The sequence below is a fragment of the Microbulbifer hainanensis genome, from assembly GCF_014904735.1.
In the GTDB taxonomy this organism is placed as follows: Bacteria; Pseudomonadota; Gammaproteobacteria; order Pseudomonadales; family Cellvibrionaceae; genus Microbulbifer; species Microbulbifer hainanensis.
The window spans coordinates 1-14091 of sequence record NZ_JACZCR010000033.1 but is presented as its reverse complement, the minus strand read 5'-3'; the positions used below and the strand labels follow the sequence as shown (position 1 = coordinate 14091).

Below are 14091 nucleotides of genomic sequence, written 5' to 3'. Positions count from 1 at the left end.
GATGCGGTTGCTACTGTGCCGCCAGCGCTTCGCTACAGCGTGCGCGCTCACTGATGTCCCGGCGCAGCCACCACCAGGCCAGTGCGCCGAGCAGCAGGTTGGCCAGTGCGGTGGCCGCAAACAGGCCGGTAATCCCCCACAGCTGATTGCCCACCCAGGCCAGCGGCAGATAGACGCCGAGTACGCGCAAGAAAGAGATCAGCGTGGCCGGCAGTGGCCGGCCGAGCCCGTTGAAAGCGGCGTTGGCCGACATGACGAAACCATAACCGGCGTAACTGAACGGTACCAGCGTCAGGTAGGCAACGGCCACGGCCAGTACCGGCGCGGAATCGCTGAACAACCGCACCAGTGACGGCCCAACGACATACAGCACCAGCGCCAGCGTGAAACCGCAGCCGATACAGAAACGCCCCAGCACGCTGACGGTCTCCTGCATGCGCGCCGTTTTGCCTGCGCCTGCGTTCTGGCCGATAAATGGCCCTACGACCGACGACAGCGCGTAAAACACGATCAGCGCCAGCGGTTCGATGCGCAGCGCCACCCCCAGCCCGGCGACCGCGTCGGCGCCGTGGGCCGCCACCAGCGCCACCACCACACCGCCGGCCATCGGGATGATCGCGTTGGTCGCGATCGCCGGCAGGCCCACGGCGAGCACTGCCCGCCACGACGCCCACACCACCCCGAGCCGCACACTCGGCAGCGCCATCAGGTGCTCGCGACGCACCAGGAAATAGAGCGCGGCGAAAAAACTGATACCGCGCGCAATCACGGTCGACAGCGCGGCGCCCTGCAGTTCCAGCCGCGGGAAACCGAACAGCCCGAAAATCAGCAATGGATCCAGCAGCAGGTTGAATAACGCCACCGCAACCATGATACGGCCGGTCAGCGCGCTGTTGCCGATGGCACGCAGCGAAGACAGGGCCACCATCGGCACCACCGCAAACACAGCCCCCAGATACCAGGGCACCATGTAGTCGGCGATCAGCGGCAGCATCTCCTCCGGCGCGCCGAGCAGTTCGAATAGTGGCCGGATAGTGGCGAGCCCCAGGACGCTGATAGCCAGTGCCCCCAGTAACGCCAGGAGCGAGGCATCGGTTACCAGGCGTCGCACCCGCTGCAGATCACCAGCACCATAGGCCCGCGCCACCGCCGACGAGGTGCCGGCGCCGAGACCGATGGCCAGGCTGTTGATCACCATGACCACCGGAAACGTAAAGCTCATCGCCGCCAGCGGGCCATTGCCCAGCTGCGCGACAAAATAGGTATCCACCACGTTGAAGGACATGGTGGCGAGAATGCCCCACACCATCGGCAGCGCCAGGCGCCGCAGGTGGCCGGCTACCTGCCCTTCGAGTAATGAGGGATGTCTGTTGCTGGATAACGCCATGAAAAACTCATTGCGGGGTTGAACGGATTGGGACAGAAAGTAATTCGGATTCAGAGTACGGACATTCTAACAGCCCCGCAGCGGCTGTCAGCGCGCCTCGATGGCCAGGCTCATCAGGATGGCGTCTTCGCGCGCACCGCCAGCCGCGGGGTAGTAATTGCGGCGCAGGCCGTCCTGGACAAAGCCGAGCGAACGGTAAAGGCCCAGGGCCGGCGTATTGGAGACACGCACGTCGAGCAGCACGCGATCGACATTGTCCGGCAGCTCGCCGAGCAGTTGCTGCAGCAGCGCCCGGGCGATACCACGGCGACGCCACGACGGTGAAACCGCAATATCGAGGACTTCCGACTCGTTGAAGAGCTGCGACAGCACGCAGCAGGCGATGGCTTCGCCGGTGTCCGTTTGCAGCAGCCAGCAGTGATGGCCCGCGGCGATACTGTCGCGGTACTGGCGTTCGCTCCAGGGGTGGGAGTGGGCACTGCTGGCAAGCGCGGCCAGCGCAGCACAATCGGCGTCAGTGGCAGCCCGCAGCCGGGCGCCGGGGATGCCGCAATCTATCACTGGGCGCGTGTCTGTTGCGGGTAGGTCTGCCGCAGCAACTGCCACAGGGCACGCTTGCGCTCGGGCTGCTGCAGCAGCTGGGTAAGGCTCGGCATCGCGACGACGCGAATGCCGTTCCAGTCGGTGACCGGCTCGGATAGTGGCGCTTGTAAAGACAGGGGCGCACAGAAGTCGCGCGCCTGGCGCCCCATCAGCCAGATGGATTTCACCGGGCGCCGCGCGCTGGCGGCCTCCAGCCAGATGGAGCAGGTATCGCGCGCCTCGGCCGCGGAAGCCGCGGGGCCGAAGCGGTTTTCCGCCAGCGGCCAGCGCAGGCGATCCTGCTCCCGAGGCAACTGGTCCCAGCCCAGTGCGCGGGCAATATTGTTAAACAGGGATTCCACCGGCAGGGCGACACCGGGCTCGCGGCTGTCCACCGCCAGCAGTTCATCGCCGAGCCACCAGCAGCTGAGCACGAATGGCTCCACCTGTTGCGCGGGCGGCGCCACCGGTGTCACTGCCGGCGCGGAGGATTTTTCCGGCTCTACGCGGGCGTGCTGGACAATCTCGCCGACCTGGCGCGCGACGGCGGGATCCTGCGGTGCAGAGGGCGCGGCTGGCGTCGCTGGTGCGGGTGACGGCGCCGCGGCTTCAGCCGGGGCCAGCGTCGCGCGAATCTGCTCGGCACTGCGCGGCAGCGGGTTTTCGACGGGCGCCGCCGCAACCGGCAATTCGGCCTGGCGCGGCGGCGGTGCCAGTGGCAGAACGAAACGCGGCACATAACTGGGCACCCCCAGTACCGACAGATATTCCGCCCGCTGCAGTTCGTTCACTCGATCACCCCTGATTGCCGGGCTCAGACGCCCTTGGCCTTGCTTTCACCGTTGGACAGCAAGTTTAAAGCATCCAGGTAGGCTTGTGCGGACGCGACGAGAATATCGGTATCGGCACCGACCCCGTTGACCAGCCGACCATTGCGCTCGAGTCGCACAGTGACGCTGCCCTGGGAATCGGTACCCTGGGTGACGGCATTGACCGAGTAGAGTTTCAGGTCGGCCTGGCTCTTGACGACGGATTCGATGGCCTTGAAGGCTGCGTCCACCGGCCCACTACCCTCCGCTTCCGCGGCAAACTCTTCCCCGTCGATCATCAGCTGCAGCTGCGCGCGCGGGTTCTGGCCGCTGCGGCTGTGCACGTCGAGCGAAGCGAGGCGGTAGTGTTCCACCGGCTCTTCCGTACCGGCGATGATGGAGTGCAGATCCTCGTCGAAGATCTCGTGTTTCTTGTCGGCCAGGTCCTTGAAGCGCTGGAAGATCACCTGGAATTCACCGGCGTCGTCGAAGGTGTGACCCAGCTCTTCATAGCGCGCCTTCACCGCGGCGCGGCCGGAATGCTTGCCGAGTACCAGGCGGTTGTTGCCCCAGCCCACGTCCTCTGCACGCATGATTTCGTAGGTTTCGCGGTGCTTGAGTACGCCGTCCTGGTGAATACCGGATTCGTGCGCAAACGCGTTGGCACCGACGATGGCCTTGTTCGGCTGCACCGGGAAACCGGTGATGGACGACACCAGACGCGACGTGGGCACGATGTGCGAAGTGTCGATGCGGGTATCCACCGGGTACAGATCCTGGCGGGTGCGCACCGCCATCACGATCTCCTCCAGAGACGCGTTGCCCGCGCGCTCGCCGAGACCGTTGATGGTGCACTCTACCTGGCGCACGCCGTTCATGACGGCGGACAGGGAGTTGGCCACCGCGAGACCGAGGTCGTTGTGGCAGTGGGTGGAAAAAATGGCCTTGTCGGAGTTGGGCACATTCTCGATCACACGCCGGAACATGGCCCCGTACTCTTCCGGCTCACCGTAACCGACGGTGTCCGGGATATTGATGGTGCCGGCACCGGCTTTGATCACCGCCTCGATGATCCGGTACATGAATTCCGGTTCGGAGCGGCTGCCGTCCTCGAGGGAAAATTCCACATCGTCGGTGTACTGGCGCGCGTGTTTCACCGCTTCCACCGCCTGCTGCAGAACCTTTTCCGGCTCCATCTGCAGCTTGTATTTCATGTGGATTGGCGAAGTGGCAATAAATGTGTGAATACGAGGGGCGTTGGCTTTTTTCAGTGCCTCGGCGGCGCGGATGATATCCGGCCCCACGGCGCGGGCCAGACTGCACACGCGGGAATCTTTTACGGTCTCGGCCACGGCCTGTACCGCCTCGAAGTCACCCTGGCTGGCGATGGCGAAGCCCGCCTCGATCACATCCACACGCATACGCTCGAGCATTCGCGCAATATGGATCTTCTCCTCCTTGGTCATGGAGGCACCGGGACTTTGCTCGCCGTCGCGCAAAGTGGTATCGAAAATGACTAATTTATCTTTATTTGTACTCATTTTGGGCTCGTCTCCTCATCTGGCCCGAGGCTAAACAGCGGCGTTCCCGCTGTCTACGCGCCGATCAACATTAAGTGTGGAATTCTGTCGGAAGGTATCGAAATAAAATTATGTACCGCAGCGCGGTAGTCGCAGGGAGGAAGCTAGCGCGCGGGCGAGGAGGCAGTGGCTGGGGCATGCGTAATGCATAGCGGTCAGATCGGTTAGGTATTCAGTCAGAACACTATACGGCCCACGGACGCGTAAGGTCAACAACTGTCCTAATAATAAAGGAGAAGAGCTTATATTTTATGACGAAGAACCATGAAAACCATAAAAACATGGATGTTCATCCCAAAGCTACGGCAGATCCCCTCCCAGCGCTTCCAGCAATTTCCACAGCCCCGCATGCAGTTCCTTCACGTCACGGTGCGTGAGCTTCGTGCTATCCCGCTGCTTCTCAACCCAGGCGAGCGCCTGCGGGCGGAGTGCTCGCCCCGCATCCGTCAATGTCACCACTGTCACCCGCTCATCTTCGGTTCCGCGGCGCCGGTCCAGCAGGCCGCGGATCTCCATGCGCTTCAGCAGCGGGGTAAGCGTGCCGGAATCCAGCATCAACTGCCGCCCCAGGGCGCCGACACTGATTGCCGCCCCATCATCCCCGGCGGCAACGGTACCGTCGCGCTCCCACAGCACCAGCAATACCAGATATTGCGGATAGGTGATATCCAGCGCCTGCAGCATCGGCTGGTAGGCGCGGGTCATTGCGCGCGAAGCGGCGTAGAGCGCGAAACACAACTGCCGCTCCAGAGCCAGCGGGTTGGCACCGTCGCAGGCCAACCCGGGACGCTCTGCCGATCCACTCACAGCAGCGCTTCGATTTCGGCGTCCAGCGCCTCGGGCTTGTCCTTGGGCGCAAAGCGCTTCACCACCTTGCCGTCCCGGTCAACCAGGAATTTGGTGAAGTTCCACTTGATTCCCTCGGTACCGAGAATCCCCGGCGCCTGCTGCTTGAGTTCGACAAACAGCGGGTGCGCTTCCGGCCCGTTGACATCGAGCTTCGCGTACAGCGGGAAGGAAACCCCAAAATTCAGTTCACAGAACTCGCGGATTTCGTCGTCGCTGCCCGGCTCCTGCTTGCCGAACTGGTTGCAGGGGAAGCCCAGTACTACCAGGCCGCGCTCGCGGTACTTTTCATACAGCGCCTCGAGCCCCTTGTACTGCGGGGTGAATCCGCACTTGCTGGCGGTGTTGACCATCAGCAGCACCTTGCCGCGATGCTCCTCCAGGGTGGAATCGCGACCATCCTGGGTCTTCAGGGGAATGGAAAAAAGATCACTCATGGTCGTCGCCCTCACTTGCACAATTTAAGTTTTCCACAATTTAGTTGTGCGCAATATAAATTGCAACCGCGAATAGATGCTTTTATTGGCAGCCAGGGCTTTATCATGAGAATAATTATCAATAATATTACGTTCTAAATTCCACTCGAATGGGGAACGTCTTTTCATGCGTAATTTCACCACCAACCTGTGGCGGGTGCTGTTCACAATCCCACTGGTCGCCGGCGCTCTCCTGGCGGCCAGCGCCCACGCCCAACAGGAAGGCCTCGGCGATACGGAACTGCGCCAGCTGATGCAGATGGCCGAATATATCGGCGTCGATTATTCGGCAGCGGTGCGCGACGGCAAGGTCGTCAACGGTGATGAATACGCGGAAATGCAGGAGTTCGCCAAACTGCTGGCAGACCGCAGCCAGCAACTCGCAGATTCCGCCGAGACTCAGGCCATCCGCGACGAGGCCGGCGCACTGCAGGCGGCCATTGCCGGCAAATCGGATCTGGCCCGTATCAAGGCCCACACCGCCAAACTGCGCCACGGCCTGCTCTCCATCTCCCCGCAGCTGTCACTGCCGCCGACGCTACTGCCCAAAGCGGACACCCAGGCCCTGTTCGAGGAGCATTGCGCCGCCTGTCACGGCGCTAGCGGCCACGGCGACGGCCCGCTGGCAACGCACCTGGATCCGCCCCCGATCAACTTCCACGATCGTGAGCGCGCCGAAAACCGCTCACTGCTGGGTCTTTACGACGCGATCAGCAACGGCCTGGAAGGCACTTCGATGACCGCGTTCGACCAGCTGTCAGAGCAACAGCGCTGGTCCCTCGCCTTCTATGTCGGTGGTCTCGCATTTACCGACACGGGCATGTCAGCAGCCAAGGCATCCGGCCTGCGCCTGCAGGACCTGGTCATGTACAGCCCGCAGGTCCTGGGCGAGGACAAATCGGAAATTCCCGCCGAGGCCATAGCCGCGCTGCGTGCAAACCCGACCCCGCTGTTCGAGCAGCGCGCCGCACATGCCGCGGATCCGATGGATACGGCGCGCAGCCAGCTGCAGAAGGCGCTGGCTGCCTATAAACAAAAGGATTACACCACCGCCCACACCTTGGCTGTCAGCGCCTACCTCGACGGTTTCGAGCTGGCCGAGCGCACCCTCGACTCCCACGACGCGGATCTGCGCAAGTCCATCGAGCGCGATCTGCTCGGCCTGCGCACCCAGCTGAATGCGAAAAGCGATCCGCAAGATATCGAGCAGCAGGTGCTGGCCATCCTCAAACGGCTCGACCACGCCCAGTCGCTGATGCAGGAATCCAACCTGTCCGGTACCGCCCTGTTTATCGCCAGCCTGATCATCCTACTGCGCGAGGGTCTGGAAGCACTGCTGGTAGTGATCGCACTGACCACCATCCTGCTCAAGACCGGGCGCAAAGACGCGCTGAAGTACGTGCACTTCGGCTGGATCGGCGCTTTTGTGGCCGGCTTCGCCACCTGGGTTGCAGCCCAGGAGCTGATCACCATCAGTGGTGCCGGCCGTGAAGTCATGGAAGGTGTGGCCGCGCTGGTCGCCGCGGCGGTGCTGTTCTACGTGGGCTACTGGATGCACAGCAAGACTCACGCCCAGGAGTGGCAGCGCTATATCCAGAAGACTATCGATCGCAACCTGACCACAGGCACACTGTGGGGCATTGCCGGACTGTCGTTTATTGCCGTCTACCGGGAGATTTTTGAAACCATCCTGTTCTACCAGTCGCTGCTCACACAGGCCTCTCCCGGCCAGTTCGGCGCCCTCTGGTTAGGCATCGCCGCCGCAGTCGTGCTGCTAGCCGCGCTTGGCTGGGCCATGGTGCGCTATTCCGCGCGCCTGCCCATTGGCAAGTTCTTCGCCTCATCGACATTTATCCTGCTGGCGCTGTCGTTCGTCCTTGCCGGCAAGGCTATCAAGGCTCTGCAGGAGGCTGCGCTGATCGGTATCAGCCCTCTGCCGGTGACCTTCAACTTCGACTGGCTGGGTATCTACTCCACCTGGCAGGGTGTCGGCCTGCAGGCCGCCATTCTGGTTGCCGCCACGTGGCTATGGCTGCGCGGGCGCAAGTCGGTAGCGACGGGATCCACCGTCAAGGCCTAAAAAAATACCCCGCTTCGGCGGGGTATTTTTTTATCGGCATTTAAATCGGCGAATACATTTATTGGCGATCAACGCAGCTTGAAACCGAGTTCAGCCTCGATCTGGCCACGGGTCCAAAGACTCCACTCCTCGGCGATGGTTTCCTCGGTGCCGCCGACCGATTCCACGATGCCACGGCGCAGTGATGGCCATGCCAGCACCGCCGGCTGCGCTGACTCCGCGTAAACATAAAAGAGCTCCGGTGGCGGCAGCACTCTCTGCAAGCTCTGCAGCAGAGGCTGCCAGCCGAGTGGCAGAATCGCCTCGGCGAGTCTCCAGGAAGGGGCCGGTACTTTTGCAGCCTGGCTCACCAGGTACTGATAGCGAACCCGGGCAGCGCCCAGCAACTCTTCTCCCGTAAGATGCAGGCAGCCCTTTACACGCCGCTCGGCACAGAGCAGGCAACTTCCTACGGGTAGCTCAAGCCGTTGTGCATCTTCGCTTGCCAGCTGCCAGCCCCCCTCTTCTGCCCGGCAGCCACAGTGGGGACAGTCGCCCTCGGCCCGACTCGCGGGCGCCTGCAGCGGTTCGCTGTTGGCTCCGGGCTGCCAGTAACACGGTGCGTCAGCAAAGTAGCTGTCGCCGTGGCTGCGGACATGGGAGGCAAAATCAAAACGGGCTGCGTCGGCTCCACGCCCGGCAGCGGCCTCCAGACAGGCCCTGCAGAGGCGGAATGGCCCCTGGCCGTGCCCAGCATTGATCTGCTCCAGATCTGTCCCCACCCAGGCGCCGACAGTTTCGTTCTGCAGGACGCCGGAACAGGGGTAAAGGTGAATCTGGGAGAAAAAGTCGCGCTGCTGGGACGCTTCGAGTTCTCGCACATCGGCCCCAAAGACCATGACCGGATGGCCCCGGTAGCGCCAACCCGCCCCCAGGAATTCGAGATCGCCGAGACTTACCTCGATGCCCGACTGCAGCTCGCGCGCTAGCACCTGCTTATCCACAGCTTTCGGTTCCGGTGCGGTATCTTCGCCCTCGGCTGCGGGGATCTCGTCGAGTACGTCCAGCTCGCCATCACCGCCGCTTTCAGCCTCTACGCCGGACGGTTTGGCCTCATCTGCCGCACCGCGCAGCTTTGCCAGAGCCTGTTTCCACAGTGCCACTATAGGGCCTCCTCTAGTATTCGATGAATCTGCGCTTCCGAATTCGTAATGACCCGGAAGGCGACCCGCTTTGATTTTTCCGGATCTTCACTTCCATCGGAGCGCAGCACCGGCCGGGCTGATGAATAACCGACCGCGGCCACCAGTGCCAGCATACCCGGCACTTCGTCCGCAGGCACCTGCTCCTGCACGAAATGTAACACCTCCCGGGAGCGGTTCTGCGACAGGCGCAGGTTATTAAAATAATTTTCACGGGAATTTCCGCCGCCGCCCCATTCCGAGCTGGTGTGCCCTTCGATATGAATCGCGCGAATGGAACCGAGATAGGGCTTCAGTGCCGCAATATAGCGCGGGAAGAAATTCTCCATTACCCGCTGCGCATCGCCGTTCAGTTCGGCGGAACCGGTGGAAAACATCGCATCCGAGTTATTGAAGGCGATAACCAGCCGGTCTTTGTCAATTGTCGCCCCCCATCGCGGCAGGTCATCTGCAAACTCCCGCACCAGCGTCTGGTAAATTGCCAGCTGGTTGTCCCGGTAGGATTGCGCCAGCGCACGGATCTTTTCCCGCTCTTCCATCATCGAGCGCATCATCACGATGGAGATACACAGGAAAACCATCATGAGCCCGGCCATCAGGTCGGAAACGCTCAGCCACTCGCTCTCCTCACTGGAACCGCGTCGCAGCCCAAGGCTAGTCGGCATACTCGGCTTCCCTCACCTGAATACGTCGCATCTGTGTCAGCAGCTTCTGGTAGTCGCGGGTAAAATTGCCACTGATGGTCGCCAGGGCCTCGCCCATGGCAGCCATTACCTGCTCCACCTGGGCAGCCATGACCCGATCCATCTGTTCATACTGGCGCCGAATGGAAACATCGGCATCTTTCAATTCCCGGCGCACCACCTCGGTGAGCGCCTGCAGCATTTCCCGATGGGTCGTGGCGAGCAGCTGTGCCAGCTCCCGCATCGACTCCCGATGACTTTGCGCCGACGCGCTGACGAGGTTCTGCAGAGCGTCAGTATCCAGACCCCGGAGATTTTCCAGCGTACCGGAGAGCTGCTGGAAACGATCGGCGAGCGACCGGGCCTGCTCCTGCAATAGGCCGTTAATCGCGATCAGGTTCTCGTCGACGCCCTTCTGTGCCGCCACAATGCCCTGACTCAAGCGCTCCATATTCTGCGGCAACTGCGGTACCAGTTCCGCCAGCCGCTGCGCCGATTCAGTTTGTGCATGCATCAGGCCCGCCAACTGCTCCGCCTGCTCACCCTGGCGGTTCAATAGCTGATCCATCCCCTGGTACACGCTTGGCAGCCCGGCGATTTTTTCGAACATCTGCGAGATTACGCTCTGTTGATCACTCAGTCGCTGCTGGCTCTCCTCGCAACGCTGGCCCCAGGATGCAACGCGATCCGCGTGCGCTTCATATTCGCTAGCCGCTGCATTAATGGCCGGCTCCAAGCCCGAGAGCTGACTGCAGAATTGCTGCAGATTGTCGCCGAACTGTGCCTGTATCTGCAGATTGAAACTCGCCACCACTTGCTCCAGACGCTCTACCAGTTCTTCACCGGTGCGCTGGGCAAATCCGTCCAGCGACGAGCGCATTTCCAACAGGTTGCGGTTCAGGTCATCGATGGTGGCCGTTTCCTGTTCCGGGTCCGACGGCAACCGCAACATTCGGCTAAAGACCCTCAACAGCAGAGACAGTGCCAAACCAATCACACTGGTGATGAAAGCTGTCTTCAAGCCGGCCATCAGGTCAGCGATGCTGCCGTCTATGTCCTCCAGTGAGAATCCGTATAGCCCGATGATGATGCCGATAAACGTACCGAGGATGCCGAGCGAGGTCAGGAAACCGGGGGCCTGCTCGACAAAATCACTGCCGCGCCCCGAAAACCTCAGAACCAGGGCCACCGCGAAGATAAACAGCATTAACAGGAGAAACCCGTCGGTAACCCCCGAGGGCATCAATTCTAAAAACGCCTGGTGTAATAATCCCGACATTGCCTATACCTCGGAGATTTTCTTTAATGCCAGCTCATGATAGAAGGCGCCACTGGGGAATTTTCCGTGCCCCTGATCGACCAACTGCAGTCGCGGCAATGCGCGAATGATTTCTGTTAAATTGGCGAAATGGCCAGCCTCTTCACCGACAGGAAACTCTTTGACGAAAACGCTTTGATCCGGCTGAACCTCAAACACTGACGGTCTTTTTGCCAGACGTTGCCGCTTACTGAAAACGATATGGAGCAGACCTCCCGGCTTCAGTTTTGAAAGCAGTAGTTCGCTCAATACACGCGCCTCTTCGGGGCTGTAATAACTCAGCAGATCCCATGCAAGAACGGCGTCACAGGGGGTAAGACTTTCGTACTTGCTGAATGCCGAACGTATCGCCTGACATCCGTCTTCACCACGCTGCTTGCGCCACTGAATAGCGGCATGCAAGTCGAGTAGAAATAATTCTCCCACCTGTTTCTGTAGAGCACCGATATTTCGGCCGCTTCTCGGCCCGCAATCCACGATTCGGCTGACCGGTGATTTTCGTGCAGACAGAAGTGCCGAATCCAGCCCACTGAGCCTCAGAGCCTCACCGATGTCGGCCGAGGCAAAATAGGTTGTTACGTCTGAAGTGCTTCCTGGCCGGACATTTCCTGCCTGCGCACCGCTGTCGTATTCAAAAAAGTACTCGAGCAAATCCTTTCGCATGCCCTGTCGCTGGACAAGAGAGTTACTGAGATTGAAGCGCCCGAGGCTTTGCATCAGGGTCACCGTGGAATGTCCCTGGTAGGCGACCGCCGGATATTCCGGATCGTCAGCCATTTCATAGTTGAAATCCCGCAGCAGCTTGAATTTGGCCGGCCTCTGCGGTGCTCTGGCACCGGTATAGATCATGGCGTGCAATAAAGTGCCCGGCTTCAAATTTGGTTGCAGTAGTTCCACCAAGTAAGCAATAACTTCCGCACTGAGAAAATTCAGCAGATCCCAACACAGAATAACGTCAAACTTGATTCTCTCCGGCTTGGCTACCAGATGACGGCTCAAGGCAGTTTTTACATCTGACACACCCTGATTATCAGCAAAGAACTCAATCAGGTCCTCGATATAACACGGACAGTTCATCTGCAGATACGCCTGGGTGGTCCCCACTGCCAGTGGGCCCAGATCCAGTATCCGGTATCCCGGCTGTATGATTTCCTGATTGAGCGCGGCGAGCCCGAAAGAGTGATGCTGCATAAACCTCTTCTCTAAACACCACATTAAAAGCGCGAGCAGCACCCGGGGTACTGCTCGCTTCTCTGCCTAGAGACCGACTGCGATTACGCTTCGGTTTCCGATTCGGCTTCTGTTTCGGAGTAATCGGAAGCGGCACTGGAAGAGGAAAAGAAACTACCACTTCCGCTGTTACCTGCACCCGCAGCTTTACTGCCATTAGTACCGTCGGCTTCACGCGGCGGCAGGCTTGGGTGCACGAGTTTTTCTTTGAACTCGTTGACGCGTTCTTTCATTTCCGCATCGGTATCTACCATGTCCATGGAGCCGCGGAACTTACCGCCGTCGTCCAGCTGGATACGGGGAGCAGTCAGGTTGCCCTTAACAACTGCTGTACGGCGAATCTCGATCAGCTCTTCCGCAAGGGCATCGCCTGTCAGCGCACCTTCGACCGTAATATTTTTGGCATGAATGTTTGCATTCAGTTCACCGCCAGCACCAACGGAAAGGTTGTGCCCTTCCATAATGACAGTGCCCTCAATGGTGCCCTCGATATGCAGGCTCTCATTACCAATCAATTCGCCACGGAACTTGATATTTTTGCCGATCACAGACTTCTCAAAGTCTTCGCCCGCCCGCGAGGCGCTCTGCGGGGCTGAACCGCCCTGATCCATAAATCCGTCCAGAAAGCTGTTCGAGCTCTCGTCGTTGGACTGCTCTTCATTTGCCATGTCGTACTCCTCAGATTAGGGATAGCTGGTTGGGTGCCCCAATTGCCATACATCTCACAATCCAGGGCATGTATTCATTCACTGTCTATGCAGTGATTGCACCAATTGATAATACGGGGGAGAAGTGCGGGCCGCATGTCGCAAAAGTCCTTTTTTCACCTGCAATGACTGGCTTTTTGTTTAGTGTGAGACTTTCCTCACAAATTCCCAGGTAATTTCAGACCGACTTTCAGATACTTGCGCGTAAGTAAATCCACTGGGCGGTCGATCTCCCAATCAATAAGCCTATATTTCGATCACCGTTTTAAATACCCAACGTGTTTTCCAACCAGCCCAAGTGGCTCATATCTTGTGCAATTTAAAAAATTAGGCAGTCATCACCAGGATGCGCACTCTCAATGTGCATTCATGTGTTCTGACGGACCATGCCCGGCCAATTTCCGGATAGTTATTCACAACTCCCTGGCTGCGAGCAGTAATCCAGCTTCGCTTCCGTCTTGATTAGAATTATTCACAGATATATTGGAAAGGGCTGTGCATAACATTGGGATACTTGCTACGAGCCCAAGGATGCTACCGCCTCCTAAATGCGTTTAAAAAAACACCGTCGATTTCCCCTGATAACAATTGACCCAACGCCTGTCCATAGCGCAGGGAAAATCAGCTAACCTATTAATAGTCAACGTTTTTTTAACATCAGAAAACCAAATCCATCTCCAGCCCATTGACCTATTGAGGGAACTCAAGCGTGTTCTTCATGAGGACATCAATCCTCCACTTGCAGGCCAACGTGCAAGTAATGTTACTAACAGAATATCTGGACAGAACTGTGCATAACGATTGGATAACTTGGCTTGAGCGTGTGACTACGCCATTCTCTCCGTTCGCATAAAAAACCAGCGTCTAATTTTTGTACTTGTGGGACGGCTTTATTTGGCGACGGTAGAAGGTGAACAAGGTTCGGGGGCCCAGCAGAAGAAGTTATATAGATCGACCGGATCGCTCGGCCGAAAAGCTGGTTGTTGGTCCTACAAATAATTCTAAGTCTCGGGAGGCGTGCGATTGTTTGACAGGGTCGGCTCGATATTGCCCCTTAATAGACTACTTGAGAGCACATGTATCGAAATACTGCATTCCAGGCTTGAGGGTGGGATGTTTACCACTAATCAGGAGTAAATTTTTAGAGATAAAAAGGAGCAGCCCTTTTAGGCGAGCCTTTCTTTTATTTAGAGGGGTGTACGCAGTGGCTGT

The 14091-nt window shown here is 59.1% G+C and carries 12 protein-coding genes; 1 reads left to right on the top strand and 11 read right to left on the bottom strand.

The features are described 5' to 3' along the window. Window positions 1-10 precede the first annotated feature (10 nt). The 6 genes from IG168_RS13310 to IG168_RS13285 form a co-directional block, all read right to left on the bottom strand. Window positions 11-1387: an MATE family efflux transporter gene (locus tag IG168_RS13310; protein WP_193164900.1), complete on the bottom strand. Its 1377-nt coding sequence runs from the start codon at window positions 1385-1387 to the stop codon at window positions 11-13. An 87-nt stretch (window positions 1388-1474) separates the two neighbouring features. Beyond that, on the bottom strand, window positions 1475-1948 hold the full coding sequence (gene rimI, locus IG168_RS13305) for a ribosomal protein S18-alanine N-acetyltransferase (protein WP_193164899.1): 474 nt from the start codon (window positions 1946-1948) through the stop codon (window positions 1475-1477). Then, a complete protein-coding gene (locus tag IG168_RS13300) occupies window positions 1945-2760 on the bottom strand; it encodes a uracil-DNA glycosylase family protein (RefSeq protein ID WP_193164898.1) in 816 nt (271 codons plus the stop codon). Before IG168_RS13300 ends, rimI begins: the two co-directional genes overlap by 4 nt. A gap of 23 nt (window positions 2761-2783) precedes the next feature. Next, window positions 2784-4319, bottom strand: a complete 1536-nt coding sequence (locus IG168_RS13295) for a 2-isopropylmalate synthase (RefSeq protein WP_193164897.1) — start codon at window positions 4317-4319, stop codon at window positions 2784-2786. Window positions 4320-4658: 339 nt separating this feature from the next. Continuing rightward, a complete protein-coding gene (locus IG168_RS13290; RefSeq protein WP_319024710.1) occupies window positions 4659-5165 on the bottom strand; it encodes a MarR family winged helix-turn-helix transcriptional regulator in 507 nt (168 codons plus the stop codon). After that, the gene (locus tag IG168_RS13285) at window positions 5162-5641 is read right to left on the bottom strand and encodes a glutathione peroxidase (protein ID WP_193164896.1); all 480 of its coding nucleotides are present in this window, start codon (window positions 5639-5641) and stop codon (window positions 5162-5164) included. Before IG168_RS13285 ends, IG168_RS13290 begins: the two co-directional genes overlap by 4 nt. Before the next feature lie 166 nt (window positions 5642-5807). Here IG168_RS13285 and IG168_RS13280 point away from each other — a divergent pair, with 166 nt between their 5' ends. Continuing rightward, window positions 5808-7760, top strand: a complete 1953-nt coding sequence (locus IG168_RS13280) for a cytochrome c/FTR1 family iron permease (RefSeq protein WP_193164895.1) — start codon at window positions 5808-5810, stop codon at window positions 7758-7760. Between the two features lie 68 nt (window positions 7761-7828). Here IG168_RS13280 and IG168_RS13275 read toward each other — a convergent pair whose 3' ends face one another. The 5 genes from IG168_RS13275 to IG168_RS13255 form a co-directional block, all read right to left on the bottom strand. Continuing rightward, window positions 7829-8902: a hypothetical protein gene (locus IG168_RS13275; RefSeq protein ID WP_193164894.1), complete on the bottom strand. Its 1074-nt coding sequence runs from the start codon at window positions 8900-8902 to the stop codon at window positions 7829-7831. Next, on the bottom strand, window positions 8902-9606 hold the full coding sequence (locus tag IG168_RS13270) for an OmpA/MotB family protein (protein ID WP_193164893.1): 705 nt from the start codon (window positions 9604-9606) through the stop codon (window positions 8902-8904). Before IG168_RS13270 ends, IG168_RS13275 begins: the two co-directional genes overlap by 1 nt. Next, a complete protein-coding gene (locus tag IG168_RS13265; RefSeq protein ID WP_193164892.1) occupies window positions 9596-10903 on the bottom strand; it encodes a MotA/TolQ/ExbB proton channel family protein in 1308 nt (435 codons plus the stop codon). The genes IG168_RS13270 and IG168_RS13265 overlap by 11 nt, the downstream gene beginning before the upstream one ends. Before the next feature lie 3 nt (window positions 10904-10906). Then, window positions 10907-12133 (bottom strand): hypothetical protein, encoded by a 1227-nt coding sequence (locus IG168_RS13260; protein WP_193164891.1) that lies wholly within the window; start codon window positions 12131-12133, stop codon window positions 10907-10909. Window positions 12134-12216: 83 nt separating this feature from the next. Continuing rightward, window positions 12217-12840, bottom strand: a complete 624-nt coding sequence (locus IG168_RS13255) for a bactofilin family protein (RefSeq protein WP_193164890.1) — start codon at window positions 12838-12840, stop codon at window positions 12217-12219. Window positions 12841-14091: the final 1251 nt, after the last annotated feature.